Origin of the sequence: Variovorax sp. EBFNA2 (assembly GCF_033802765.1) — a bacterium.
In the GTDB taxonomy this organism is placed as follows: Bacteria; Pseudomonadota; Gammaproteobacteria; order Burkholderiales; family Burkholderiaceae_C; genus Variovorax; species Variovorax paradoxus_H.
This window is the reverse complement of sequence record NZ_CP138496.1, coordinates 1698714-1724942: the sequence shown is the minus strand read 5'-3', so window position 1 is coordinate 1724942 and position 26229 is coordinate 1698714. Positions and strand designations below refer to the sequence as shown.

Annotated in this window: 28 protein-coding genes; 14 read left to right on the top strand and 14 right to left on the bottom strand. The window is 67.7% G+C overall.

All coding sequences use genetic code 11. The annotated features are described in order from the left end of the window. The 7 genes from RZE79_RS07920 (at nt 1) to RZE79_RS07890 (ending at nt 7197) form a co-directional block, all read left to right on the top strand. Nucleotides 1-1266, top strand: a complete 1266-nt coding sequence (locus RZE79_RS07920; RefSeq protein WP_153285552.1) for a TRAP transporter large permease — start codon at nt 1-3, stop codon at nt 1264-1266. A 54-nt stretch (nt 1267-1320) separates the two neighbouring features. Next, entirely contained in the window at nt 1321-2319 is a 999-nt protein-coding gene (locus RZE79_RS07915) for a TRAP transporter substrate-binding protein (RefSeq protein ID WP_153285553.1), read from the top strand. A 154-nt stretch (nt 2320-2473) separates the two neighbouring features. After that, nucleotides 2474-3508 carry an ABC transporter substrate-binding protein gene (locus RZE79_RS07910; protein WP_319359717.1) on the top strand — a complete coding sequence of 345 codons (1035 nt, stop codon included), beginning with the start codon at nt 2474-2476 and terminating at the stop codon, nt 3506-3508. Further along, entirely contained in the window at nt 3508-4362 is an 855-nt protein-coding gene (locus RZE79_RS07905; protein ID WP_153285555.1) for an ABC transporter ATP-binding protein, read from the top strand. Before RZE79_RS07910 ends, RZE79_RS07905 begins: the two co-directional genes overlap by 1 nt. A 10-nt stretch (nt 4363-4372) precedes the next feature. Beyond that, nucleotides 4373-5143: an ABC transporter permease gene (locus RZE79_RS07900; RefSeq protein ID WP_153285556.1), complete on the top strand. Its 771-nt coding sequence runs from the start codon at nt 4373-4375 to the stop codon at nt 5141-5143. A gap of 11 nt (nt 5144-5154) precedes the next feature. Next, nucleotides 5155-5631: a nucleoside deaminase gene (locus tag RZE79_RS07895; protein ID WP_153285557.1), complete on the top strand. Its 477-nt coding sequence runs from the start codon at nt 5155-5157 to the stop codon at nt 5629-5631. A gap of 54 nt (nt 5632-5685) precedes the next feature. Beyond that, entirely contained in the window at nt 5686-7197 is a 1512-nt protein-coding gene (locus tag RZE79_RS07890; protein WP_319359714.1) for a hypothetical protein, read from the top strand. Here RZE79_RS07890 and RZE79_RS07885 read toward each other — a convergent pair. From RZE79_RS07885 to RZE79_RS07875, 3 genes are all read right to left on the bottom strand, one after another. Continuing rightward, nucleotides 7161-7382: an oxidoreductase-like domain-containing protein gene (locus tag RZE79_RS07885; RefSeq protein WP_319359713.1), complete on the bottom strand. Its 222-nt coding sequence runs from the start codon at nt 7380-7382 to the stop codon at nt 7161-7163. The two genes, RZE79_RS07890 and RZE79_RS07885, sit on opposite strands and share 37 nt — an antisense overlap. Before the next feature lie 16 nt (nt 7383-7398). Then, nucleotides 7399-8751: a HAMP domain-containing sensor histidine kinase gene (locus tag RZE79_RS07880; RefSeq protein ID WP_319359712.1), complete on the bottom strand. Its 1353-nt coding sequence runs from the start codon at nt 8749-8751 to the stop codon at nt 7399-7401. A gap of 61 nt (nt 8752-8812) precedes the next feature. Then, nucleotides 8813-9493 carry a response regulator transcription factor gene (locus RZE79_RS07875; protein WP_153285561.1) on the bottom strand — a complete coding sequence of 227 codons (681 nt, stop codon included), beginning with the start codon at nt 9491-9493 and terminating at the stop codon, nt 8813-8815. A 124-nt stretch (nt 9494-9617) separates the two neighbouring features. On the opposite strand from RZE79_RS07875, the gene RZE79_RS07870 reads away from it, so the two are divergent. Continuing rightward, nucleotides 9618-10307, top strand: coding sequence for a phosphatase PAP2 family protein (locus RZE79_RS07870; RefSeq protein WP_319359710.1), 690 nt, complete (start codon nt 9618-9620; stop codon nt 10305-10307). A gap of 10 nt (nt 10308-10317) precedes the next feature. Here RZE79_RS07870 and lpxO read toward each other — a convergent pair whose 3' ends face one another. The 4 genes from lpxO to RZE79_RS07850 all read right to left on the bottom strand — a co-directional run bounded on the left by lpxO (nt 10318) and on the right by RZE79_RS07850 (nt 14465). Further along, entirely contained in the window at nt 10318-11214 is an 897-nt protein-coding gene (lpxO, locus tag RZE79_RS07865) for a lipid A hydroxylase LpxO (protein WP_153285562.1), read from the bottom strand. Nucleotides 11215-11306: 92 nt separating this feature from the next. Then, entirely contained in the window at nt 11307-12737 is a 1431-nt protein-coding gene (locus RZE79_RS07860) for an ATP-binding protein (RefSeq protein WP_319359707.1), read from the bottom strand. After that, complete coding sequence (locus RZE79_RS07855; RefSeq protein WP_101489285.1) at nt 12734-13417, bottom strand: response regulator; 684 nt, start codon at nt 13415-13417, stop codon at nt 12734-12736. Before RZE79_RS07855 ends, RZE79_RS07860 begins: the two co-directional genes overlap by 4 nt. A 172-nt stretch (nt 13418-13589) precedes the next feature. Beyond that, nucleotides 13590-14465, bottom strand: coding sequence for an NAD(P)-binding domain-containing protein (locus RZE79_RS07850; RefSeq protein WP_319359706.1), 876 nt, complete (start codon nt 14463-14465; stop codon nt 13590-13592). A gap of 124 nt (nt 14466-14589) precedes the next feature. Here RZE79_RS07850 and RZE79_RS07845 point away from each other — a divergent pair, with 124 nt between their 5' ends. Beyond that, nucleotides 14590-14943: a helix-turn-helix domain-containing protein gene (locus RZE79_RS07845; RefSeq protein ID WP_319359705.1), complete on the top strand. Its 354-nt coding sequence runs from the start codon at nt 14590-14592 to the stop codon at nt 14941-14943. A 13-nt stretch (nt 14944-14956) separates the two neighbouring features. Here the strand turns inward: RZE79_RS07845 and RZE79_RS07840 are convergent, their stop codons facing one another. Beyond that, complete coding sequence (locus RZE79_RS07840) at nt 14957-15358, bottom strand: OsmC family protein (protein ID WP_319359703.1); 402 nt, start codon at nt 15356-15358, stop codon at nt 14957-14959. A gap of 76 nt (nt 15359-15434) precedes the next feature. Continuing rightward, nucleotides 15435-15902: a winged helix-turn-helix transcriptional regulator gene (locus RZE79_RS07835; protein WP_056578796.1), complete on the bottom strand. Its 468-nt coding sequence runs from the start codon at nt 15900-15902 to the stop codon at nt 15435-15437. A 128-nt stretch (nt 15903-16030) separates the two neighbouring features. Between RZE79_RS07835 and RZE79_RS07830 the strand changes: the two genes are divergently transcribed. Continuing rightward, nucleotides 16031-17335 (top strand): D-amino acid dehydrogenase, encoded by a 1305-nt coding sequence (locus tag RZE79_RS07830; RefSeq protein ID WP_319359702.1) that lies wholly within the window; start codon nt 16031-16033, stop codon nt 17333-17335. 24 nt (nt 17336-17359) lie between these two features. Here the strand turns inward: RZE79_RS07830 and RZE79_RS07825 are convergent, their stop codons facing one another. After that, on the bottom strand, nt 17360-18442 hold the full coding sequence (locus RZE79_RS07825; RefSeq protein ID WP_319359701.1) for an aromatic ring-hydroxylating dioxygenase subunit alpha: 1083 nt from the start codon (nt 18440-18442) through the stop codon (nt 17360-17362). A 349-nt stretch (nt 18443-18791) separates the two neighbouring features. Here RZE79_RS07825 and RZE79_RS07820 point away from each other — a divergent pair, with 349 nt between their 5' ends. From RZE79_RS07820 to RZE79_RS07810, 3 genes are read left to right on the top strand one after another with little or no spacing between them, the layout of a single operon-like run. Next, nucleotides 18792-19820, top strand: coding sequence for an ABC transporter substrate-binding protein (locus RZE79_RS07820; protein WP_319359700.1), 1029 nt, complete (start codon nt 18792-18794; stop codon nt 19818-19820). Further along, entirely contained in the window at nt 19817-20344 is a 528-nt protein-coding gene (locus RZE79_RS07815) for a nucleoside deaminase (protein WP_101489277.1), read from the top strand. The genes RZE79_RS07820 and RZE79_RS07815 overlap by 4 nt, the downstream gene beginning before the upstream one ends. Nucleotides 20345-20372: 28 nt before the next feature. Then, nucleotides 20373-21203 carry an urease accessory protein UreD gene (locus tag RZE79_RS07810; RefSeq protein ID WP_319359698.1) on the top strand — a complete coding sequence of 277 codons (831 nt, stop codon included), beginning with the start codon at nt 20373-20375 and terminating at the stop codon, nt 21201-21203. A 2-nt stretch (nt 21204-21205) separates the two neighbouring features. Here the strand turns inward: RZE79_RS07810 and RZE79_RS07805 are convergent, their stop codons facing one another. After that, nucleotides 21206-21625: a sel1 repeat family protein gene (locus tag RZE79_RS07805; RefSeq protein WP_319359696.1), complete on the bottom strand. Its 420-nt coding sequence runs from the start codon at nt 21623-21625 to the stop codon at nt 21206-21208. A gap of 105 nt (nt 21626-21730) precedes the next feature. Beyond that, entirely contained in the window at nt 21731-22783 is a 1053-nt protein-coding gene (locus RZE79_RS07800; protein WP_319359695.1) for a YeiH family protein, read from the bottom strand. Between the two features lie 70 nt (nt 22784-22853). On the opposite strand from RZE79_RS07800, the gene RZE79_RS07795 reads away from it, so the two are divergent. After that, nucleotides 22854-23747 (top strand): LysR substrate-binding domain-containing protein, encoded by an 894-nt coding sequence (locus RZE79_RS07795; protein WP_319359694.1) that lies wholly within the window; start codon nt 22854-22856, stop codon nt 23745-23747. Between the two features lie 53 nt (nt 23748-23800). Here RZE79_RS07795 and RZE79_RS07790 read toward each other — a convergent pair whose 3' ends face one another. After that, nucleotides 23801-24007, bottom strand: a complete 207-nt coding sequence (locus RZE79_RS07790) for a YbdD/YjiX family protein (protein ID WP_319359693.1) — start codon at nt 24005-24007, stop codon at nt 23801-23803. 5 nt (nt 24008-24012) lie between these two features. Continuing rightward, entirely contained in the window at nt 24013-26085 is a 2073-nt protein-coding gene (locus RZE79_RS07785; RefSeq protein WP_319359692.1) for a carbon starvation CstA family protein, read from the bottom strand. Nucleotides 26086-26229 lie beyond the last annotated feature (144 nt).

Sequence of the window (26229 nt, the reverse complement as noted above, 5' to 3'; positions counted from 1 at the left end):
ATGCTGACCTCTGCCTTTTTCCTGCTGATCATGCTGGTCGGCGTGCCGATCGGTGCCTGCCTGTGCCTGTCGGGCATCGTCTACATCCTCAACTCGGGCGACACGGTGCTGTTCCAGTCGTTCCCGGTGCAGATGTTCGGCGGCGTCGACAGCTACAGCCTCATTGCGATTCCGCTGTTCATCCTCATCGGCGAGATCATGAACGGCGGCGGCATCACGAAGCGGCTGGTCGACCTGGCGCTGGCCTTCATCGGCTCGGTGAAAGGCGGCCTGGCCTACGTGAACATCCTGGCGAACATGCTGGTGTCGTCGATCATCGGCTCGGCCACCGCGCAGGTGGCGATCATGAGCCAGATCATGGTGCCCGAGATGGAGAAGCAGGGCTACGACAAGACCTTCGCGGCCGGCATCACGGTGTACGGCGGCATGCTCGGCCCGATCATTCCGCCCTCGGTGATGTTCGTGGTGTACAGCGTGCTCGCGCAGGTGGCGGTGGGCGACATGCTCATCGCGGGGATCATTCCCGGCGTGATTCTCACGGTGCTGTTCTTCATCGTCATCGCCTGCATGGGCCTGATCTACAACTACCCGCGCACCGAGAAGCGCACCGTCAGGCAGCGGCTGCACACGATCCTCACGGCCTGCCCGACGCTGCTCATTCCCATCGTGATCGTCGGCTCCATTCTTGGCGGGCTGGCCAACCCCACCGAATCGGCGGCGGTGGGCGCGGTGGCCGCGGTGCTGGTGGGTCGCTACGTGACCAAGGAATTCCGCTTCGCGATGATTCCTCAGATCCTGCTGAAGTCGGCGATCTACTCGGCGGTGGTGCTGTTCCTGGTGGCGGCGGCCGCGGTGTTCTCGTGGCTGCTGATCTACGGCAAGGTGCCGCAGGCCACCGCCGCGTGGATCCAGACCGTGGCCAAGGACCCGATCGCCTTCCTGCTTCTGGTGAACGTGATCCTGCTGGTGATCGGCACCGTGATCGACGGCATTCCCGGGCTGATCATGACCGTGCCGATCCTGCTGCCCATTGCGACCGAAATCTACGGCATCGACCCGCGCCACTTCGGCGTGGTGGTGGTCATCAACCTCGTGCTCGGGCTGATGACGCCGCCGGTGGGGCTGAGCTTCTTCGTGGCCTCGGCGGTGACGGGTGCCAAGCCCGGAAAGATGTTCATCGTCACGCTGCCCTTCTTCCTGATCTGCTGCGCGGCGCTGGTGCTGCTGTCGCTGTTCCCGAGTCTGTCTCTCGCGCTCCTCAAGTAAGCGCCGATCCGCTTTCCCGTTCCTTCACTTCACCTCACCCCACCGGAGCTTCGCATGCCTCTCTCCCGCCGCCAGTTCGTCCAGGCCGCCGCCGGCACCGCTGCCGCATCGACCGCCCTCTTCGGCACCGTGTCGCGTGCCGCCGCCGCCAAGGAATTCCGCCTGGGCCTCATCACGCCCGCGGGGCACTCGTGGAACCGCGCCGCGGTGAGCTTCGGCGAGGCGCTGAAGAAGGCCACCGACGGCCGCCTGAGCGCCACGGTGTTCCACTCGGGCCAGCTGGGCAACGAGTCGGCCATGATGCAGCAGCTGCAGTCGGGCGCGCTCGACATGGGCTGGATCCAGGCGGCAGAGCTCGGCTCGCGCGTGGCGAGCGTGGCGGCCATCAACGCGCCCTACCTCGTGCGCTCGACCACCAACGTCGCCTCGCTCGTGCGCACGCCCGCGGCGCTCAAGCTGCTGGACGTGCTCCCGCGCGAGACCGGCACCATCGGCCTGGGCTGGGGCATCACCGGCATGCGCGTGGTGTTCGCGACCAAGGACATCGCCTCGCCCACCGATCTGAAGGGCATGAAGCTGCGCATCAATCCCACGCCGGTCTACCGCGACTTTTATCAACTGCTGGGCGCCGCGCCCACGCCCATTCCCACGCCGGGCGTGTTCGACGCCATGTCCAACGGCCAGGTCGATGGGCTCGAAGCCGACATCGAGTTCTCGTGGAACCAGCGCTTCGATCGCGTCGCGAAAACGCTGCTGCCGATGAACGCGCTGTTCATGCCCTTCGCGCCGCTGGTGTCGGGCCGCATCTGGCAGACGCTCGACGCGAAGGACAAGGCGCTCATCACCGACCTCGTGAAGCAGCAGCTCGACGCACAGATCAAGGACATCGTGACCACCGAGCTGGGCCTCATCGACAAGTTCAAGGCCAGCGGCATCGCCTTCAAGAGCGCCAGCAACTACAACCCCGCGCCGGTCATCGCCGAGTTCGACAAGATCTGGCTGCCCAAGGCGCCGCAGATCGCCGAGCTGCGCAAGATCGGCGCGGCGCTCTGACGACGGCCCAAGGCCCCGATTCCCAAGAGCGGTGCACACCGCACACGCCTTGGGCGGGCCACGCACCTCGGTGATTCACCGGAAGGGTTCGCACCAATCGCGTGCGGGCACCGTTTTTGCTTGAATGCCGAAGCATTCACATTTCGGAACCTTCATGAACAAGCGTCACCTGCTCCAGTCCTTCCTCGCCGCCTCGGCCCTCAGCTTTGGCCTGTCTTCGGCCTTTGCCCAGAGCCCGACGCCGATCAAGTTCCAGCTCGACTGGCGTTTCGAAGGACCGGCCGCGCTGTTCCTGCATCCGGCGGCCAAGGGCTACTTCAAGGCCGCCGGCCTGGACGTGACCATCGACGCCGGCAACGGCTCGGGCGGCACCGTGACGCGCGTGGCCTCGGGCGCCTACGACATGGGCTTTGCCGACCTCGCGGCGCTGATGGAGTTCCACGCCAACAACCCCGACAGCCCGAACAAGCCGGTCGCGGTGATGATGGTCTACAACAACACGCCGGCCTCGGTCATGGCGCTCAAGAAGAGCGGCATCACCAAGCCGGCCGACCTTGCCGGCAAGAAGCTCGGCGCCCCGGTGTTCGACGCCGGCCGCCGTGCGTTCCCGATCTTTGCCAAGGCCAACAACGTCGGCGCCGTGAACTGGACCGCCATGGACCCGACGCTGCGCGAGACCATGCTGGTGCGCGGCGACATCGACGCCATCACGGGCTTCACCTTCACCTCGCTGCTCAACCTTGAAGCGCGCGGCGCCAAGGCGTCCGACGTGGTCGTCCTGCCCTACCCCGACTACGGCGTGAAGCTGTACGGCAACGTCATCATCGCCTCGCCCAAGCTGCTCAAGGACAACCCCGCGGCGGTGAAGAAGTTCCTCTCGGCCTTCGCCAAGGGCGCCAAGGAGGTCATCGCCAACCCGGCAGTGGCCATCGAGTCGGTGAAGGCGCGCGACGGCATCATCGACAGCAAGCTCGAGACCCGCCGCCTGCAGCTGGCCATCGACACCGTCATCAACAGCGCCGACGCGCGCACCGAGGGCTTCGGCGCCGTCAACGCGGGCCGCATGTCGCTCATGGCCTCGCAGGTGTCCGACGCCTTCAACACCAAGACGCGCGTGAGCCCCGACGCCGTGTGGACCGCGGCCATGCTCCCGCCCGCGGCCGAGCTCAGCGGAATCCTGCGCAAGTGATGGCGGCCGGCGCAACGGCACCCGACGCAGCCGCCCCCTTCGTCGATTTCCAGGACGTCTGGCTCGCCTACAACGAAGAGCTGCTGCGCGCCAACCACTTCGCGGTCGAGGCCATCGACCTGAAGGTGACGCGCGGCGAGTTCATCGCCATCGTCGGCCCCTCGGGCTGCGGCAAGTCGACCTTCATGAAGCTCACCACGGGGCTGAAGATGCCCTCGATGGGCAAGATCCGCATCGACGGCCAGCCCGTGACCGGGCCGCTGAAGATTTCCGGCATGGCCTTCCAGGCGCCCTCGCTGCTGCCGTGGCGCACCACGGTCGACAACGTGCTGCTGCCGCTGGAAATCGTCGAGCCCTACCGCTCGAACTTCAAGGCGAAACGCAAGGAGTACGTCGAACGCGCCCGCCGCCTGCTGCAGAAGGTGGGCCTGGGCGGCTACGAGGACAAGTTTCCGTGGCAGCTCTCGGGCGGCATGCAGCAGCGCGCGAGCATCTGCCGCGCGCTCATCCACGAGCCCAAGATGCTGCTGCTCGACGAGCCCTTCGGCGCACTCGACGCGTTCACGCGCGAGGAGCTGTGGTGCATCCTGCGCGACCTCTGGACCGAGCAGCAGTTCAACGTGATCCTGGTCACGCACGACCTGCGCGAATCGGTGTTCCTGGCCGACACGGTGTACGTGATGAGCAAGAGCCCCGGGCGCTTCGTGGTGAAGCGCGAGATCGACCTTCCGCGCCCGCGCGAGCTGGAGCTGACCTACACCAAGGAGTTCACCGACATCGTGCTTGAGTTGCGCAGCCACATCGGCGCCATTCGCGGCAACGCCGCCACCTCCGCTGCGGCGGCCACGCACTGAGGACGCGGCAATGAACAACAGCAAACAACTCGAACGCTGGTCGCCCTGGCTGCTGCTCGTGGCGGTGCTCCTGCTGTGGCAGGTGATCTGCGCGGGCTTCGGCGTGTCGGACTTCATCTTTCCGAGCCCGTTGCGCATCTGGGAGCAGTTCTGGGAGTTCAAGGCCATCATCGCGGGCCACGCGTGGCGCACCTACTGGGTCACGATGGCGGGCTTCGGCCTGGCGATCGTGGTGGGCGTGCTCATGGGCTTCGTGATCGGCAGCTCGCGGCTGGCCTATGCGGCGATCTACCCGCTCATGACGGCCTTCAACGCGCTGCCCAAGGCGGCCTTCGTCCCGATTCTGGTCGTGTGGTTCGGCATCGGCATCGGGCCGGCGATTCTCACGGCGTTCCTGATCAGCTTCTTCCCGATCATGGTGAACATCGCAACCGGCCTGGCCACGCTCGAGCCTGAGCTGGAAGACGTGCTGCGCGTGCTGGGCGCCAAGCGCTGGGACGTGCTCATCAAGATCGGCCTGCCGCGCTCCATGCCCTACTTCTTCGGTTCGCTGAAGGTGGCGATCACGCTGGCTTTCGTCGGCACCACGGTGTCGGAGATGACGGCCGCCAACGAGGGCATCGGCTACCTGCTGATCTCGGCCGGCTCGGCCATGCAGATGGGCCTGGCCTTCGCGGGCCTGATGGTGGTGGGCGCGATGGCGATGGTCATGTACGAACTCTTCAGCCTCATCGAGAAGCACACCACCGGCTGGGCGCATCGCGGCTCGCAGAACCAATAAATAATGGGGGCATGACTCCCGAACAGATCACCCGCGCGCTGCGTCGCGCCGACGCCGTGGCGCGACGCGCCATGGCCATGGGCCGCCACCCCTTCGGCGCCGTGCTCGTCGCGCCCGACGGCGAGACCATCCTCGCCGAGCAGGGCAACATCGACACGGTGCACCACGCGGAGGCCACGCTCGCGCGCCACGCGGCGCAGAACTGGCCGGCCGCGTACCTGTGGCAGTGCACGCTGGTGACCACCTTCGAGCCCTGCGCCATGTGCGCGGGCACGAGCTACTGGGCCAACATCGGGCGCATCGTGTACGGCGCGGAAGAATCCGCGCTGCTCGCGCTCACCGGCGACCACCCCGAGAACCCGACGCTGAGCCTGCCCTGCCGCGAGGTCTTCGCGCGCGGGCAGAAGCCGGTCGAGGTGATCGGCCCGGTGCCCGAGGTGGCCGAGGAGATGATCGCGACGCACCGGGGGTTCTGGGAATCGCGCTAGTGGGGCCGCACCGCCTGTTCGCGCGGCGCGGATCGCCGGTCAGGGGTCGGACGCATGTCTGATCCCCACTCTTACCTTGACGTCCTCGCACGGGTTCTGGCGCTGCCGCTGTCCGAAGGGCTTGTGTCTTCCGACGAGCGCTTTCATGCGGCATCGGCGGGTGCGGACACGCTGATCGTCGACGTCGAGCAGCGCCGCTACCACCGCGTGTTTGATGCGCGGCCGCTGCGCTTCGAGGACACGGTGCACGACGGCGTCGCGCAGGCCTCGCTGCAGATTGAACACAGCGATGGCGTTCGCACGATCGCGCTGGCCGCGCAGGACGACAGCTTCTGGACGCCGCTGCCCGATCCGCGCGTGATCGGCCTGCCGCGCATCGTGCAGCGGCACGACACGTCGTGGACGTCTCCGGCGCCGCCGCCTTCAGATGCCCCGCAGCGAACCAGCATCACCGACTGGCTGGGATCGTTGGTCGCGCTGGCGGTGCTGGCCTTCTTTGCGGCCTTCGGTTTCGACGCACTGCGCTGGTCGCTGGAGGGCGGCTGGAACCTGCTGTGGCTGCTGGTGGGGCTGCCGGTGTTTCCGATCTTCACTGTGATGACCCTGGCGGGCGCCTACGGCTTTTTCCGAACATCGGCGCCGCCGCGCCAAGCGCTGAACGCGATCGATGTCGGTCGCGACGAGCGCTTTCGCATCGGCGAGCCATTGGCCTTTCGCGTGGATGCCACGGTGCCAGCGTCGGTAGGCGATCAACCCGCGGAGCCACCGCCCCAGATCTTCGCTCGCCTGGTCGTCCAGAGGGTGAACGACAAGGAGGATGGCAGTTGGTGGGTGGGGAATCTGGGTTGGGACGCGGACCCCGCCGACTGCGTTCCATCGACGCTCACCGGCACAGGCGAACCCCATGTGCACTATGCAAGCACCGTGACGGTATCGCGCAACACGCCGCGCGCGGCACAGGAGCGCTGGTTTCTGACGTTGTCCGCCAGCCAGGAACCGGGTACCGAGCCGTTCCACGTCACCAGCCTCGCCACGCCGCCCTCGATCACGCCCTATCGGATCGTGCAGCAGCCGGATCGCCTGACGCAGCTTGATGCCCTGCTGGACAGTGAGGTGTGGGCTCTGGTTCGAACGGCGTACAACGGGGAAGACGGCACGACGTCCTTCGACGACTTCACGCCGGAGGAGTATCGGGCGGTGTTCACGGTCGACATTGAAGCGCTCGTGGACCACGCGATGGCCACCCGTTGGTACGAAGGCCAGATCAAGACCGCGCGAGTCGGCGGCGACAGCACCCTCTATCTGCTGAAAGAAGGTCCCGCCTACAAGGTGATGTTCACCGAACGCTGGTGGACCGAGTCGCTGTACGAATCAACCGATCTGCGCAGCGCCGTGGCGCGCTACCTTGTGGCAAACCAATTCTGTGTCCGACGCCTGCCGGGCGCGCAAGCGCTGGAGATTCCAGCGCCCTACAGCGACATGAGACCTGACTCAGCTCCGTCGGTTTCCGCGACCGACGAGACGCCTCCTCAACCCAGCAACAGCGACGCCTCATCCCGCCAATAGGCCACAGCCGCCAGCCACCCTTCCCACACGCACCCGTTGCACCCGCGCCCGCAGCAGGTGGTCGGCTCCGGCGGCGGCGCTCGCATCGCGAGCCCCTCGGCATCGAGCATCGCCTGCACGCGCGCAATAAGCGCTTGCGCGCCAACAAGGTTCGTGGGTTCAGGCAGCCGGTCGATGGCGTTCATGACAAGCGCATCTTCTTCACGCCTCAAGATTCATCAGCTCGAGCCGCATCTTCGCGCCGCCCGATTCGCTCGACCCGATGCTCAGCTGGCCACGGTGCAGCCGCGCCACCTCGGCCACGAGGTGCAGGCCCAGCCCGGCGCCGCGGCCGCGCGGCACGAGCCGGTGAAACGGCGCCACCACGCGCTCGCGGTCGGCCTCGGGAATGCCGGGGCCCGAGTCGCGCACCTCGATGCATGAGGGCTCGCACAGCCGCACCTGGATGTCGCAGCCCGGCCCGCCGTGCTCGATGGCGTTCTGGATCAGGTTGGTGAGCGCGCGTTCGAGCGAGGGCGCATCGCCGCGCACCGTGAGCGGCTGCGGCGCATCGACCGACAGCGTGCAGCGGCTGCGGATCGCCAGCGGCGCGATGTCGGCCGCCACGCGCTCGCAGAGCGACTTCAGTTCGACCTGCTGGTCCAGCGACAGGCCGTGGTCGAGCCGCTGAAGGTCGAGCAGCTGCTCGGCCAGCGTGGCGAGCCGCGCCGAGGCCTGCATCAGCTTCATCTTCAGCGGATCGTTCGGCAGGCCTTCGAGATGGATCTGCAGCGTGGTGATCGGCGTGCGCAGCTCGTGCGCGGCATCGGCGAGAAAGCGCTCCTGCCGGTCGTAGCCTTCGTTGAGCCGGTCGAAGGCGCGGTTGACCGCATTGACCAGCGGGCGGATCTCGCTTGCCACGTTGGCCAGCGGCAGGCGCGTGGTGCGCTCGTGCACGTCGATGCCTTCGGCGTGCTCCGCCGTGGCCACGACGCCCTTCAGGCCGCGCTTCACCACGAAGGGCGTCGCCAGGATCACGCCCAGGCAGGTCACGAGCGCCATCGGCGCCACCAGGAAAAGGAAGGCGATGCCGGTGCCCTTGAGCGTGTTCTCCAGCGTGAGCGGGCCGCCGGTCTGCGCCATGACGGCCACGGGGCCCGCGCGCGATTCGACGCGTTCGAAACGGGCCTTGGGCCGCGTGCCGTCGGCCTCGGGGTCGATGGCCATGCGGTCGGTGCCGTCGAGCGCACCGAGCAGCCGCAGGTAAGCGGGCGGCACCTCGCCGTGGCGCAGCTGCGCGCCGTGGCTGTCGCGCACGATGAACCAGAACTGCGGATCGGCCTTCTGCAGCCGCTCCAGCGCGCTCGTGGGCTCGGCCACCAGGTGGCCGGCGGCGTCGCGCGTCAGGGCGCGCTGGATCGATGCCACCGTCTCCTGGCCGTTCTCGTCGACCACGCGGCCCAGCGCCCAGGCCAGCCAGAGGAAGCCGCCCATCACCAGCAGGCCGACCACGACCTGCAAGAGGATGAGGCTCCAAATCAGCCGCCAGCGCAGCGAAAGCAGGCTGAGGCTCATCGGAATGCCTTCGTGCTTCGCACGGCGGTGCGAGCTTGCTTGGAGCGGCCCGGCGCTGCGCTCATGCGAACGACGGCGCACACATGAGGTAGCCCACGCCGCGGATCGCATGGATCTCGACCTGCGCGCCGGCCTTGTCGAGCTTGGAGCGCAGGCGCGAGACATGCGTGTCGAGCGCGTTCGACTGGATGTCGTCCTTGTGGCCGTACACGCGGTCTTGCAAGGCCTCGCGCAGCACGGTGCGGCCACGGTGTTCGAGCAAGGTCTCGAGCACGAGCAGCTCGCGACGCGGCAGCGTGAGGCAGGCCTCGCCGACGTGGGCCTGGCGCGTGTGGTGGTCGAAGCGCAGCTGCCCCAGCGTCATGATGAAGTTGGCGCGCACCGCGGGGCGCCGCGCCAGTGCGCGCACGCGCGCCAGCAGCTCGTCCATCGAGAAGGGCTTGGCCAGGTAGTCGTCGGCGCCGCCGTCGAGGCTCAGCACGCGCTCGGCCACGTCGGTCATGGCGGTGAGCACAAGCACGGCGCAGGCGATGTGGTTCTGGCTCAAGAATGAGACGAGCGAGAGGCCGTCGCCGTCGGGCAACCCGCGGTCGAGCACGACCACGTCGTAGGGCGCGCCGAGCGCGGCCTCCTCGGCCGCGCGCAGCGAGCTCGCCACATCGACCACCGCCTGGTTCTGGCGCAGCGCCGACGCGAGCGCCTGCGCCAGGTCGGCTTCGTCTTCGACAAGCAGGATTCTCATTGGGGGGGATCGACAAGGGACGGGACAGGCGGATGATTCTAGAGAGCCCCCACACGGGGAAACGCAATGTTCACGCAATGCAGGCGCCTACGCTGTGGCGCTTCCCTCTCCTGAAAGCGCCTCGGTGACGCCCCTCCGCCCGAACTCCGCCGCCCTTCCCGTCACGCCCTGGCACCTGGCGCTGGGGCAGCGGTTCGCCACGCTGTGGGTCGTGAAGATGATCGGCACCACGCTCGGCATCTCGGGTTTCTTCGTCCTGTACTTCTGGGTGATGCACCACCCGCCTTCCGCGCCGACGGTGATGCCGCTCACGGCCATCGACCACTGGGTCGGCGTGAGCGACGACGCGATGCTGCTCTACAGCTCGCTGTGGGTCTACATCTCATTGGCACCGGCCTTCACAAAGAACAAGGCCGAGCTGTGGGCCTGCGCCCGCGGGGCCGCGCTCATGGCGGCCATCGGGCTGGCGGTGTTCTGGTGTTTTCCGACGGTGGTGCCGAGCTTTGCGATCGACTGGTCGCAGTACCCGGCGCTGCAGTTCCTCAAGAGCGCCGATGCGGGCGGCAATGCCTTCCCGTCGCTGCATGTGGCCTTCGCCGTGTTCGCGGCCGTGTGGCTCGGCCGCCAGCTGCGCAGCGTGCAGGCGCCCGCGTGGACGCTGTGGGTGAACGGGCTGTGGGCCGTGGGGATCGTCTATTCGACGCTGGCCACGCGCCAGCACGTGCTGCTCGACGTGCTTGGTGGTGTGCTGCTGGCGGGTGTGGTGTGCTGGCGTCGCACACCGCGTACGCGGCTGGTGCTGGCCGAGGCGTGAGCGCCGTCGGTTACCAGAAGATCCAGAGGGCGAGGCCGCCGAAGATCGTCCACTTCACGAGGTAGTAAGCGCGCTTGTCCCAGGCCTTCAGGCGCTTGCCGACCACGCGGATCTGGTAGATGTACTTGAAGGCGCGGTTCAGGCCGCCCGTCTTGTCGCCTGCGTCGTTGGGCGACGCGGCAGCGGCCAGCAGGTTCTTCGCGAACCAGCGGTTCACGACGCTGGCCCAGCGGTACTTCAGCGGGCGCTCGATGTCGCAGAACAGAATCACGCGGTCGTGGTCGGTGGTGTTCTCGGCGTAGTGGATGTAGGTTTCGTCAAACACCACGGCCTCGCCGTCGCGCCAGTGGTAGCGCTGGCCGTCCACGTCGATGTAGCAGCCCTCGACGCCCGGCGTCCACAGGCCCAGGTGGTAGCGCAGTGAGCCCGCAAACGGGTCGCGGTGGCGCACGAGGCGGCTGCCCGGGGGCAGCTCGGCGAACATCGCGGCCTTGATGGTGCCGATGCCTTTGAGCAGCTCGGTGGTGCGCGGGCACAGCACGGCGGCCGAGGGGTGCGCCTCGTCGTACCACTTCAGGTAGAAGCGCTTCCAGCCGCTCTTGAAGAAGGAGTTGAAGCCCACGTCGTTGAACTGGCTCGAGGCCTTGATGCTGCCGCCGTTGCGCATGGCGAGCGCTTCTTCGCGGATCACTTCCCAGTTTTCCTCGAGGATGCGCATCTCGGGGAACTCGGCGGGCGACAGGTACGGCGTACCGGGCACCTTCGAGAAAAGGTACATGAAGACGTTCAGCGGCGCCAGGAAGGTCGAGTGATCAGAGAGCTGTCTGAAGAACTTGTGCCGGACCTGGCCGCGGAAGTGAACGTAGAGTGCGCTGAGCACGAAGATGGCAAGAATGACCCACTTCATTGGTGAAAGTGTCCTGTAGACGAGCGCCGGGGGAGCCGGCTAGTGTAAATCGTTGCCCCGGAACAGGCCCGGCCGGGGCCTTTCCCCCGGGCTCAGGCGCTCACCAGCAAGGGCTGCGGCACGTCGGCCTGCGCCAGCGGCAGCCGCACCCTGGCCCGCAAGCCCCCGCCCAGCGCCTCGTCGAGCACGACGTTGCCGCCATGCCGGTCGACCACCGACTTGACGATGGCCAGGCCCAGCCCGCTGCCGCTTTGCGTCTGGTCGGGGTTGCGGAAGAAGCGGTCGAACACGCGTTCGCGCAGCGCGGGCGGAATGCCCGGTCCGGTGTCGGCCACGGTCAGCAGCGCCTGGGCGCCGTCGCGCGCCACCTGCACCGTCACGGTGGCGCCGCAGGGGCTGTACTTGATGGCGTTGTCGATCAGGTTGTCGATCATCGAGACCAGGCTCTCGCGCTCGCCGAGCACCGGCACGGCGTCGTCGCACACGAGTTCGAGTTCCACGCCGCGTGATCGCGCCAGGCCCTCGATCATGGCCAGCCGGTCCTGCACCAGCCCGTCGAGCGACAGCATCACGGGCAGCGCGTTGGTGGCCACCGCGTCGCTGCGCATGAGCTGCAGCAGCTGCCCCACCAGCCGCGCCGCGCGATCGTTGCTGCGCAGCAGGTTGGCCATGAGCTCGCGCTGGCCCTCGTCGGTGCTCTGCTCTTTCATCGCCTCGACGTTCACGCGCATGGCCGCCAGCGGCGTGCGCAGCTCGTGCGCCGCATCGGCGATGAGGCTGCGCTCGCGCGTGGTGCTGTCGCGCACCCGCAGCAGCAGGCTGTTGATGCTCTGCACCAGCGGCTTGAGTTCCTTGTGCGGCGGCATGTACGACAGCGGCGTCAGGTCGTCGGGGCCGCGCTCGGCGGTTTCGCGGCTCACCTGGCGCCACGGCCGCAGCGCCAGCCGCACCGACAGCCACGCGGGAAAGATGAGAAACGGCAGGCTGATCACCAGCGGCAGCAGGTAGTAGCCGCGCGACAGCACGGTGACGGCCAACCGCCACACGCTGGGTTCGGCCAGCACCACGCGGGTGTCGGCGATGGGCGAGACCACCGTGCGCGCGCGCCACTCGCGCCCGCCCGCAAGCAGGGTCTCGTTGCGGTCGGGCGCCGAATTCAGCAGCACGGGCACATTGGCGCGCGAGTTGTAGATCAGCTTGCCGTGCTGCCACACCTGCATCACCCCCAAGGCTTCGGTTTGTTCGTCGCCGTCGCTGAGCGCTTCGATGAGCGCGGTGTCGAAGGCTTCGAGCGCCTTGCGTTGCTGCTCGGGTCGGTCCTCCAGCGTCTGCGCGATGGACATCGCGGCATTGAAGATGGTGGTGAACCTCAGCAGCCCGGGGTCCCTGTACGAGTCGTACAGCAGCAGGCCCACGGCCGAGGTCCAGAGCAGCGCGACCACGGTCATCTGCGCCACCAGCAGGCGGCGCATCAGCGACGGCTGGTTCCAGTTCTTCCAGCGCCGCGCCAGCTGGCGCATCATTTCGACGGGCTCCGCACCAGCGACTGCGTGTCGATCACGTAGCCGATGCCGCGCACCGTGCGGATGTAGCCCTGCCCGATCTTCTTGCGCAGGTTGGAGATGTGCACTTCGAGCGAGTTGCTGCCGTTGGCCTGGCCGCCCGGCAGCACCTGTTCTTCCATCACGCGGCGCGTGACCACGCGACCCGTGCGCTTGAGCAGCAGCGCGAGCAGGTCGAACTCGCAGCGCGACAGCTCGACCGGATCGCCGTCGACGATCACGCCGCGCGTGGGTTCGTGCAGCGCCAGGCCGCGCATGCGGATGGTCTCGTCGTTGAAGCCGTAGCTGCGCCGCGCCAAAGCCCGCACGCGCGACAGCAATTCGGCCAGCGCAAAGGGCTTCACGAGGTAGTCGTCGGCACCGTCGTCCAGGCTGCGCAGACGGTCGTTGAGCGCATCGCGCGCGCTCAGCACCAGCACCGGCAAGATCTGGCGGGTGCGGCGCAGGCGCAGCAGCAGGTCGAGCCCGTCGCCGTCGGGCAGGCCCAGGTCGAGCAGCACCATGTCGAAGGCGCCGTTGTCGAGGGTGCGCAAGGCGTCGTCGAGCCGGCGGACCCACACCACGTCCATGCCCTGGTTGGCGAGCGCGATGCGCACGCCGTTTCCAAGGTCAAGGTCGTCCTCAACAAGCAAAAGATTCATGGGAAGGATTCCAGGCGAACACGCCGGTTCCGGGAGTTCCGGGAAGTGGCCGAAGTATCTGCCACGCCCCTTCGCCCTGCTTCAGGAAGCCTTCATGAAAACCGCTGCGTCGCCGGCCCCCACGCCGATGCCCGATGCCCGATGCCGACGGGCCCCGCCGCGCCGGCAAGGCCTAGTGCCGCAGCAGCTTGATCAGCGCCGCGAGTTCCTCGCCGCCAAGCCCCGCCGCATCGGCGCGCCGGAACAGGCCCGCGGCGAAGGTCGGGAACTCGGTGTTGATGCCCGCTTCTTGCGCGGTCTGCAGGATGCGCTGCGTGGCCTCGACCGAAATGCGCATCGGGCTCTGCGTGATCGCGAAGTCGCCCGACTGGATGACCGCGCCCTCGTGCTCAAGAAAGCCCGCGAAGGTCGGCATGATGCCGGCCACGATACGGCCGTACTCCGCCACGTCGAAGCCTTCATGCTCGGCAATGCGTGCGCCGTGCAAGAAGCCGAGCATGGTGCCGTAGATGCTGGAAAGCGTGGAGAGGTCCATCGCCGCGGCCGCGCTGGCCTTCTCACCCAGGTAGACGATGCCGCCGGCCAGCACCTTCAAGAAGGGCTCGGCCTCGGCAAACACGGCCTGCGCGCCCGACACCAGCAGCGGCGTGTCGGGCCGGCCCATCTGGTCCGGTGCGGCCTGGATCGCGCCTTCGAGGTACGCCGCGCCGTGGCGGTGCGCCCAGGCTTCGGCCTCGCGCGCGTCCTTCGGGCTGCCGGTGGTGAGCTGCGCGAGCAGGCGGCCGTCCATGGCGGCCGCCACGCCGTCCATCGCGAAGATCGCGTCGGCGGCGCGGTAGTCGTACACGCACATCACGGCCATGCGGCTCGCGCGCAATGCCTCGGCCGCGCTGCGTGCCAGCACGGCGCCGCGGGCGACGAGCGCGTCGGCCTTGTCGGCCGAGCGGTTCCACAGCGTGACCTTGTAGCCCTGGTCGAGAAAGAGCCGCGCGATGACGACGCCCATCGCGCCCAGGCCGAGAACCGAAACTTCCTTCTTGTTGCTCATGACAATCCGATGCAGTGGTTGATGACGCCTGCATCGTAGGAATTACACTCCCATAGGGTCAAGTACCGACGATAAAGTAAGGTACTTACCAAATGGGAAGTATTGAAACTGCAAGGAGCACCGGATGGCAGCGAAGAAGCCCTACAACTGCGGCATCGGCCCCGCGTTCGAGGTCATCGGCGGCAAGTGGAAAGCCGTCATCCTGTGGGAGCTGCATGCGCAGCCCTACCGCTTCGGCGAGCTGAAGCGGCTGCTGCCCGAGGTCAGCGAAAAGATGCTGATCCAGCAGCTGCGCGAGATGGAAACCGACGGCCTCGTGCACCGCGAGGTGTTCCACGAAGTGCCGCCGCGCGTGGTCTATTCCGAAACGAAACTCGGCGCCACGCTCAATGCGGCACTCGCGCCGCTGGCCGATTGGGGCGACCGCCATGCCAAGCGCGTGGAGGCAGCGCGCAAGCTGGCCGAAGCGGCGAAGTAAGAAGGCCGCGGGCTCAGTCTGCCCAGCCGGTCTCGATTTCGGTCTTCACTTCCGTCATGAGTTTGTGGACCGGGCACTTGCCCGCCACGCGCAGCAGCTCGTCGCGCTGCGCGTCCGTCAGGTCGCCGGTCAGGCGCAGGCCCGACTTCAGGCGGTAGATGCCCTTGCGCTCCTCGCTGTCGTCGCGATCGACCACGACCTCGATGTCTTCCACCGGAATGCCCTTGCGGCGCGCGTAGAGCAGCACCGTGAGCGCCTTGCACGCCGCGAGGGACGCGTCGTACAGGTCGTGCGGCTCGGCACCGCCGTCGCTGCCGCCGCCCGCGGGCGAGGCATCGACCGGGATCTCGTGGTTGCGGATCTTGAGGATGTGGCGCGTGCCGGTGGTGCCGTCGCGGCGGATTGAAATACTCATGCCGGTTTCCTTTTGGGCGAGATGAAAAGAGGATTCGGGGCGCGAACCGATGGTAGCCATGGCGCCTGGGCGGCACTCACCGGTCCACCGCCAGCATCAGCGTTTCCTTGATCTCTTCCATCACCACGTAGCTGTGCGACTCGGCCGCCACCGGCAGCTTCTTCAGGATGTCGCCCAGCAGGTGCCGGTACTCGCTCATGCCGCTCAGGCGCGCCTTCACGAGGTAGTCGAAGCTGCCCGACACCAGGTGGCATTCGAGCACCTCGGGCATGTGCAGCAGCTCCTGCTTCACCTTGTCGAACACGTCGCCCGACTTGGCCGAGAGCTTGATCTCCACGAACACCAGCAAGGTCTTGCCCAGCGCCTCGGGCGACACGTGCGCGTGGTAGCCGGTGATGACGCCGTCGCGCTCCATGCGCTTCACGCGCTCGGCGCAGGGCGAGGCCGACAGGCCGATGCGCTCGGCCAATTCGGTCATGGCGATGCGGCCCTGGCGCTGCAGCAGATCGAGGATCTTGCGGTCGATTCGGTCGAGTTCGGGCATTTCACTCCGTGCGGGGGTTTTGGCGATTTTCAACAGAGATTTTCACTGCCAAACGTCAAAAAACAATGAAATCCACTTCATTATGCACTTTAGATTCACATCATTCCACTCAGATACGCGAATACACCATGAAAGTCATCGTTCTCGGCGGCGGCGTGATCGGCACCACCACGGCGTACTACCTCGCGCGCTCCGGCGCCGAGGTCACCTTGCTCGACCGGCAGGCCGGCGCGGCCGAGGAAACGAGCTTCGGCAACGCCGGCCAGGTGTCGCCCGGCTACTCGACGCCGTGGGCCGCGCCCGGCATTCCGCTGAAGGCGATCAAGTGGATGTTCCAGAAGCACGCGCCGCTGTCGATCCGCCCCGACGGCACGCTGTTCCAGCTGCGCTGGATGGCCGCCATGCTGCGCAACTGCTCGCCCGAGCGCTACGCGGTCAACAAGGAACGCATGATGCGCGTGGCCGAATACAGCCGCGGTTGCCTGCAGCAGCTGCGCGCCGACACCGGCCTGCAGTACGAGCACCGCACCGGCGGCACGCTGCAGCTGTTCCGCACGCAGGCGCAGCTCGACGCGGTACAGCGCGACATCGCCGTGCTCGAGGAGTGCGGCGTGCCCTATGAACTGCTCGACCGCGACGCCCTGGCGCGCGTCGAGCCCGGCCTGGCCGGCGCGCGCGACCGCCTCACCGGCGGCCTGCGCCTGCCCAACGACGAAACCGGCGACTGCCACCTCTTCACGCGCGGCCTCGCCGAAATCGCGCGCGGCCTGGGCGTGGACTTCCGCTTCGGCCAGACCATCGACGGCCTCGAAACCGACGGCGGCCGCATCACCGGCGTGCGCACCCGCGCCGGCAAGATCCTTACGGCCGACCGCTACGTGATGGCCTTCGGCAGCTACTCGCGCGCCGCCATCGCCTCGCTGGGCCTCGACATTCCGGTGTACCCGGTCAAGGGCTACTCGCTCACCGTGCCGCTGCTCGACGAATCGCTCGCGCCGCAATCGACCGTGCTCGACGAAACCTACAAGGTCGCCGTCACGCGCTTCGACAACCGCATCCGCGTGGGCGGCATGGCCGAGCTCGGCGGCTTCGACCTGCGCCTGAACCCGGCGCGCCGCGCCACGCTCGAGAAGGTCGTGAGCGACCTGTTCCCGGGCGGCGACCTGCCGAACGCCAGCTTCTGGACCGGCCTGCGCCCCATGACGCCCGACAGCACGCCCATCGTCGGCGCCACGCGCTACCCGAACCTGTTCCTGAACACCGGCCACGGCACGCTGGGCTGGACCATGGCCTGCGGCTCGGGCAAGCTGATTTCAGACTTGGTGACGGGTCAGCGGCCGGAGATTCGCACGGATGGGTTGGCGATGGACCGCTATGCGCAAGGTTCGTCGCGCGGAGCCTCGCGCCCGGCGCCCACAGCCGCCCACGCTTGACGCGCGGGGCGACAAGGCCGCCGCTCAGGCGGCCTTTGCGATGGGAATGACCGCGCTGCTCATTCCCCGATAAACCTCCGCCTCCCCACACTTCGCCAGCAGCTGCATCAGGTGCTTGCGAATCAGCATCCCCGGCCGGTCGGACTCCATCGAATACTCCACGCCGCGCCGCCGCGTGTCGACCAGCGCATCGGGGTCGGTCGATTCGAGGATGTCCTTGTCCTCGCGCGTGATCTCCTCGTCGAAGTCGATCAGCATCTGCGCCGCGCAGTCGGCCTCGGTGTCGTTGCGGAACAGCCACTGGCACAGCTGCATGCGCCCGTCGTCGATGGGCGTGAAGCAGTTGATGATGATGTGGCGGATGCCGCTCGGGTACTCGATGTCGAGCCGGCGTGAGAACGGCAGGAAGTAGGCGTTGCGCATGTGGCGCGTGGTGATCGCGTCGGTCACGCCGCTGATCGAATGGAACTTCACCGGGTTGGTCGCTTCGATCACCGTCTCGGCGTAGAAGCCCGACTCGTTTTCCACCAACTCGTACTTGCTCGGCTTCGGGCTCGCGGCCACGCCGAAGGTGGCGCGGTGCACAAAACTGAAGTGCGAGTTGTCGAACGAGTTTTCGAGCGCGCGCATCGGGCTGGTCTGCCATTCTTCGTAGAACTGGAAGATCGTGCGGTAGCCCGCATCCTCGAATTCGGGAATGACCGGGATGTCGGCGATGGGCTGTTCCAGTGCCACCCAGGCATAGCCGTAGCGCGCGGTGCAGTGGTAGGCAGTGGTCTTGTACTCGGGCGAGATCTTGCGGTCGGGCTCGTACTGCGGGATGCGTACTACCTGGCCGCTGCGGTCGTAGGTCCAGCCGTGGTAGCCGCACTGGATCGCGCCCTGCCCGCAGGCCTTGCCTTCGGTGTCCACGCACCAGCCCTTCGAGAGTTTGGCGGTGCGGTGGCAGCAGCGGTCGCGCAGCGCGGCCGGCTGGCCGTTGGCATCGAGAAACAGAACGATGTCTTCGCCCAGAAGCCGGAAAGGCTTGGGGCCGTGGGCCAGTTCGGTGAGCGGCATGACGGCATGCCAGAACTTGCGGAAGACGGGTTGTTGGGTGACGAGCATGGGCGAACTCCTTCGATGTTGCGTGTGGGGACGAACGTGAAAGAGCAATTTCCTGCTTCGTCGGCATGCTTGATAAAAAACATGCGCGAGGCTGAACGCTTCTACTCTGCGCCGATCGACTTGCAATTAGCGCGCCCGGATTGTGGCGCGCCCCGGCCGCGCGTCCAAGCCCCACCCGGCGATGCCCGAGCGCCGCACCCTGGCATGCCTCATGCAAGACAGCCGACAAGAGTAGAAGCGTTCAGCAGCGCACGCACCATCCCCGTGCGCCCGCCCGGAAATTGCTCTTGAGGCGCCTCCCGCCCTGGTGGGGGGCATCCGTCAAGACCACCGACTCCGAGGCCCCACCATGCAACGCCGATCCTTTCTTGCCGCAGCCGCCACCACCCTCGCCGCCCCTGCCGTGTTCGCGCAGGGCGGCAAGCTCACCCCGCTCAAGTTCACGCTCGACTTCCGCATCAACGGCCAGACCGCGCCCTTCTTCCTGGCACACGCCAAGGGCTACTACCGCGACGAGGGGCTGGACGTGACGATCGACACCGGTGCCGGCTCGGTCGCGTCGATCACGCGCATCGCGAGCGGCGTGTACCAGCTGGGCCTGGGCGACATCAGCTCACTGGTCGAGTTCAACGCACAGAACCCGGGCACGCCGGTGGTGCAGGCCGTGTACCAGTACTACAACCGTGCACCGTTCGTGATCATCGGGCGCAAGGACCGCGGCGTGACCAGCGACTTCAAGAGCCTCACGGGCAAGAAGGTCGCCGCCGCCGCCGTCGAGTCCACGCGCCGCGCGTGGCCGATGGTGGCGCGCAAGCAGGGCATGCGCGGCGACGCCTTCCAGTGGCAGACCACCGACTTCAGCGCGCGCGACAACGTGATGGTGCGCGGCGACGTCGATGCCGCCACCTACTTTCACGACTCGGCCGTCTCGCTCTTCGCGCGCATGAAGGCCGACGAACTCTCGGTGCTCAAGTATTCGGACGCTGGTGTCAACCTGTACGGCAACGCGATCCTTGCGAGCAGCAACCTCATTGCGCAAAATCCTAAGGTGGTGGCGGCCTTTCTGCGCGCGACCAACCGAGCCATCGTCGAGACCTTTGCCAACCCCGCACCGAGCATCGCCGCCATGCGCCAGCGCGAACCGATCCTGGACGAAAAGGTCGAACTCGAACGCTGGAGCCTCACGGCGCAGTACGTGGGCGCGGCGGACACACGCAGCCATGGGCTGGGCGACATCCGCAAGCTCACGCTCGAACAGCAGGTCGACGAGGTGGCCGACACCTACGGCCTCAAGACGCGGCCCTCGGCCGACGCCCTCTTCAACAGCTCGATGCTGCCTGCCCGCAGCGAGCGCCTTCTTCCCGCACCCAAGGCATGAACGTTCCTGAAAATTCCACCTCCGCCTTCCCCGACGAAAACACGCTCGACGAGCGCGACGGCCGCTACCTGCGCAAGGCCATCGTGTGGTCGCATGCCGCGCGCCGGCGCGGCAACCGGCCCTTCGGCTCGGTCATCGTCTCGGCCGCCGGCGAAGTGCTGGCCGAGGCCGCGAACAGCAACGCCGAAACCGGCGACTGCACCGCGCACGCCGAAGTGAATGCGCTGCGCGCGCTGGCCGGCCGCGGCCTCACGCGCGAGGAACTGGCCGGCGCCACGCTCTATGCCTCGGGCGAGCCGTGCGTGATGTGCGCGGGCGCGATCTTCTGGTCGAACATCGGCCGCGTGGTGTTCGGCATCGACGCGCAGCGGCTGCGCGTGTTTCGCGGCGAGCGGCAGGACCAGCGCGACGCAGAGCTGTCGTGCCGCGACGTGTTCCGCGCGTCACCGCATCCGATCGAATGCATCGGGCCGGCGCTGATCGATGAAGCGGCTGCCGCGCATGACGGCGCGTGGAAGACCTGAGCCTGTGACGGCGCACTAGACTCGCCGCATGCCCTGGCACGCCCGTCTCCACCTCGCCTACCAAAAAGAAGCCGACCGCAGCGTCGCCCGTTTTCGCCACGACGGCCCGCTGCGCATCTTGCAGAGCCTCTACCCCGAGGGCGATGCGGTGTGCCACAACGTGCTGGTGCACCCGCCGGGCGGGCTCGTCGGCGGCGACACGCTCGACATCGACATCGAAGCCGCCGAGGGCAGCCACGGCCTGATCACCACGCCCGGCGCCTCGCGCTTCTACCGTTCCGAAGGCGAGACCGCGCTGCAACGCACGCGCATCCGGCTCGCCTCCGGTGCGCGGCTCGAATGGCTGCCGCTCGAAGCGATCTGCTACAGCGGCTGCCAGGCCGAGAACCGGCTCACCATCGAAACTGCACCGGGCGCCGAATTGATCGGCTGGGACGTGTGCGCGCTCGGCCTGCCGAACGCCAACCAGCCCTTCGAACGCGGCACCTACCTGCAGCACATCGAAGCCCCCGGCGTGTGGCTGGAACGCGGGCGCATCGATGCGAGCGACCACCGCCTGCTGCAAAGCCCGCTGGGGCTGGGCGGCCACCGCTGCCTCGCCTCGCTGTTCGTGGTGACCGGCTCGCCGATGCCCAAGGCACGGCGCGAAGCCCTGCTGGCGCAGGCGCGCACGCTGCTCGAAGCGCACGAACTGCACGAGAGCGCGGGCGCGACCAGCCCGCACGCGGAAGTGGTCGTGCTGCGCGTGCTTGCGCCGGTGGTCGAGCCCGCGATGCAGCTGCTGCGGCAGGTCTGGCAGGCGTGGCGCAGCGAGCTGTGGCAATTGCCGGCCGCCACGCCGCGCATCTGGTCAACGTAGGCTCACTCGCAGTCGATGCGGCCTGCCGGCGCGCTGCGCAGCCGGTTGAGAAACACGAGTTGCACCTTCGCCGTCTCGCTGCCCTGCACGGCCGCGCGGCGCATCCAGTTGCGCGCCTCGCAGCGGTCAGCCTTCACGGCGGACCCATACAGCGTCTGCCCCGTCAGCAGCACCATGCCCAGCATCTCCTGCGCCTCGGGATGGCCTTCGGTGGCGGCCTGGCGCAGCTGCACGAGCATCGTGCGGTAGTCGCGCCCGGCCTGCGCTTCGAGGGCGAGCTGGTAGCGCTGCTCGGTTTGCAGGTCGGCGTTCACGTCGAATGGCTTCGCCGCAGCGATGACGGCGACGAGGCACAGCGCGCCTGACAGAAAGATGCGCCAGCGCAGCGACCAGTCGGCGATCTGGTTGAGTTCGGATGACATCGGTTTTTTCTCCACCAGTTGCGTGGCACCGATGGTCCCGCGAAGGGGCGCGCAGGAGAAACTGGAATTCACGCAGGACGCCTCAGGCGCCGCCTGAGCCCGGGCTTAGAACACCGCCAGCACGGCCGCATTCACCGCATAACCGCCGACCGTCAAAAACACGAACAGCAGCGCCCCCAGCTTGAGCGGCTGCGCCCCGGCCTTGCGCAGGCTCGCGGCGCTGGTGCGCAGGCCCATCGCAGCCATGGCGGTGGCGAGCAGCAGCGTGTCGAGCTGCACCAGCGCGGCGACGAGTGCGCGCGGCAGCACGTCGAGCGAATGCACGGCGCTCACGGCGATGAACAGCACCGCGAACCATGGCACGCGCACCTGGCGCCAGCAGGCGCGCAGGCTCGCGGTGCCCGGCGTCGATGCCGCCACGCGGAACGACAGGCCCATGAGGAACGGCGCCAGCATCATCACGCGCAGCATCTTCTCGACCACGGCCGCATTCGCCGCGCCCGGGCTGACCGCCTCGCCGACCGCGACCACCTGCGCCACCTCGTGGATGGTGGAGCCCGCGAAAAGGCCGAAGGCATGTTCCGTGAGGCCGAGGTACGGATAGACCAGCGGGTACAGCACCATCGACAGCGTGCCGAACACGACCACCGTGGCGACGGCGATCGACACCTTGTGCTCCTCGCCGCGCACCACGGGCTGCGTCGCCATCACGGCGGCGGCGCCGCAGATGGCGCTGCCCGCGCCGATCAGCGCGGCCGTCTCGCGGTCGAGCCCCAGCCAGCGCGTGCCGATGCGCACGGCAAGGCCGAAGGTCAGCGCCACCATCGCCATCGCGATCAGCACGCCGGGCCAGCCGACGGCGCCGATGTCGCTCAGCGAGATGCGAAAACCGTAGAGCACGATGCCCGCGCGCAGCAGCACGCTGCGCGCAAAGTCCACGCCCGCGCCGGTGCGGTCGGACACCGCGGGGAACACCGTGTTGCCCGCCACCATGCCCAGCGCGATGGCCAGGGTCAGCGCGCTCAGGCCCAGGTGCACCATCGGCGGCCACTCGGCCAGCAGCGCGGCGGCAGCAGCCAGCACCGCAGCGAAAAGCACGCCGGGGCCGCAGCGGCGAACGAAGGAAAAACCGGGCAAGGAGGCGGCAAGGGACGACATGGGCCCAAGCTTAGAAATCGACAGACCATGAGTCAAAGACATAAACTTCACCGATGCATGAAGTTAAGTTATGACCCTCAATCTGCACCTGGTGCGCCTGTTCGTCGCCGTGGCCGAGGCGGGCAGCTTCTCTCGCGCGGCCGAGGGCCTGTGGATCAGCCAGCCCGCAGTGTCCAAGGGCATCCGCGAGCTGGAGCACCAACTCGACCTGACGCTCATCGAACGCGGCGCGGGCAAGGGCTTCCGGCTCACGGAGGCCGGCGCGTCGCTGCTCACGCATGCGCGCGGCATCTTCGCGATGGAGCGCGCGGCGCTCGACGACGTGCGTGCGCGCGTCGGCGTGCAGCGCGGCAGCCTCACGCTGGGCGCCAGCACCACGGTGGCGAGCTACTGGCTGCCGCCGCAGATCGCGGCCTTTTGCGCCGCTTTTCCGGCGGTGGTGCCGCGCGTCACGGTCGGCAACACGCAGTGGGTGTGCGAGCAACTGCTCGAATGCCGCATCGATCTCGCGCTGGTCGAGGGTCGCGTGGACGCAGACAGCGAAGCACGCATCGACGTGCGCGAATGGACCACCGACCCGCTCGCCATCGTCGCGCCGCCCGATGCCGCGCTGCCCCGCCGCGGCGTGACGGCCGCGCTGCTGGGCCGGCAGAACTGGATCTTGCGCGAGCCCGGCTCGGGCACGCGCCAGGCCACCGAGGCGCTGTGCGCGACGCAGGGCATCGACGCGCCGCCGTGGATGGAAATGGCGAGCAACGAAGCCATTGCGCGTACCGTGGCCAGCGGCGTCGGCATCTCGATGCTGCCGCGCGTGGTGGTGGCCGACATGCTCGCGCTGGGCACGCTGCGCGAGCTGAAGCTGCCGGGCGCGGTGCTGTCGCGGCCGCTGTACCGGCTGAGCCTGAAGAACCGGCCGCTCTCGCCGGCGGCGCTGCGGATGGCGCAGATCCTCGACGCCTCCTGAAATGAAAAAAGGGCGCATCGCATGCGCCCTTTGTCGTTGTCAGTCGCCGCTTGCTAGCAGCAGCGGCCCTTGCCCCCGCCGTAGCGCGCTTCGAGCCGTTCGCGAAAGAACTCCTCGTAGCTCATCGGCACCCGGTCGGGGTGGGTGGCCGCCATGTGCGTCAGGTAGACGTCGTAGTCGGGCAGCCCGACCATGAGCCGCAGCGACTGCTTGATCGACCGGGCGATGTAGCGCCCGGCTTCGGGCAGGGCGAGGCCCATGGCGTTCAGTGGGCGGCGGACGAGGCCGCGCCCATCGACTCGAACGGCGTCTCTTGCGCGGTCGGCCGGTTGGCCGCGCGGGCCGCGAAGCAGGCCTTGATGCTGTACACCAGCACGCTCAGCACCACGAAGATGAACAGCGCACACAGCGCCGCGTCGAGTCGGTCGTTGAAGACAATGCGCGACATGGCTTCGGGCGTCTTGGCCGGTGCAATCAGCACGCCGTTGGCCAGGCCGTCGGCGTACTTCGACGCATGCGACAGGAAGCCGATCTTCGGATCACTCGAGAAGATCTTCTGCCAGCCCGCCGTCAGCGTGCAGGCCAGCAGCCACACAGCCGGCGCCGCCGCCACCCAGGCGTAGCGCTCGCGCTTCATGCGGAACAGCACGACCACGCCCAGCATCAGTGCCACCGCGGCCAGCATCTGGTTGGAGATGCCGAACAGCGGCCACAGCGTGTTGATGCCGCCCAGCGGATCGACCACGCCCTGGTACAGGAAGTAGCCCCAGGCCGACACGCACAGCGCGGTGGCGATCAGGTTGGCCGGCAGCGAGTCGGTGCGCTTGAGCGCGGGCACGAAGCTGCCCAGCAGGTCCTGCAGCATGAAGCGGCCGGCGCGCGTGCCGGCGTCCACCGCCGTGAGGATGAAGAGCGCCTCGAACAGGATCGCGAAGTGGTACCAGAAGGCCATCATGGCCTGCCCGCCGATCACCTGGTGAAGGATGTGGGCCATGCCCACGGCCAACGTCGGCGCGCCGCCGGTGCGCCCGAGGATGGTGGTTTCGCCCACGTCCTTGGCCGTCTGCAGCAGCATCTCGGGCGTGACCACGAAGCCCCAGCCCGAAATGGTGGCGGCGGCTTGTTGCACCGTGGTGCCGACCAGCGCGCCCGGGCTGTTCATCGCGAAGTAGATGCCCGGCTCGATGCACGAAGCCGCCACCAGCGCCATCACGGCGACGAACGATTCGGCCAGCATGCCGCCGTAGCCGATGAAGCGCGCGTGGCGCTCGTTGTCGAGCATCTTGGGCGTGGTGCCCGAAGAGATCAGCGCGTGGAAGCCCGAGACGGCACCGCAGGCGATGGTGATGAACAGGAACGGGAACATGCTGCCCGACCACACCGGGCCGTTGCCCTGCGCAAACTGCGTGAGGGCGGGCATCTGCAGCGTCGGCATCACCACCACGATGCCGATGGCCAGCGCGATGATCGTGCCGATCTTCAGGAAGGTCGACAGGTAGTCGCGCGGTGCCAGCAGCAGCCACACCGGCAGGCTGGCGGCCACGAAGCCATAGCCCACGAGCATCCAGGTGAGCGCCTTGCCGTCGAAGGTGAAGGCAGGGCCCCACACCGGATGCTGGCTGACCCACTGGCCGCCGAAGATGGCCGCCATCAGCAGCACGAAGCCGATCACCGACACCTCGCCGATGCGGCCCGGGCGGATGTAGCGCAGGTACACGCCCATGAACAGCGCCACGGGAATCGTCGCGGCCACCGTGAAGCTGCCCCACGGCGATTCGGCCAGCGCCTTCACCACGATGAGGGCCAGCACCGCCAGGATGATGATCATGATCATGAAGGTGCCGAACAGCGCGATCATGCCGGGCACCACGCCCATCTCCTGCTTGACCAGGTCGCCCAGCGAGCGGCCGTCGCGGCGCGTGGAAATGAACAGGATGATGAAGTCCTGCACCGCCCCCGCGAACACCACACCCGCCAGCACCCACAGCAAACCGGGCAGGTAGCCCATCTGCGCCGCGAGCACCGGGCCCACCAGCGGACCGGCGCCCGCAATGGCCGCGAAGTGGTGGCCGAACAGCACGTTCTTGTCGGTCGGCACGTAGTCCAGGCCGTCGTTGTGGCGATGCGCGGGCGTCTTGCGGTTGGCGTCGAGCCCCAGCACCTTGTCGGCGATGAACAGGCTGTAGTAGCGGTAGGCGATCAGGTAGGTGCAGAGCGCGGCGGTCACGACCCAGAGGGCGTTGATGCTCTCCCCCCGGCTCAGGGCGACGGTGCCCAGCGCGAAAGCGCCGAGCACGGCCACGGCCAGCCACACCAGATGGCGGCGAATGTTGGGCATGCGGATGTCTCCTCGATATGAACCGGGCGAGTGTTCCCCGCCTGCCGCAGGGCCGCATCCGTCGAACTGCGCGGTCCGGGCGGGTGGAATTGCCTAATGGATAACCCCTAACCACGTTCCGCCGAACGGTCATTGGCGGCGCGG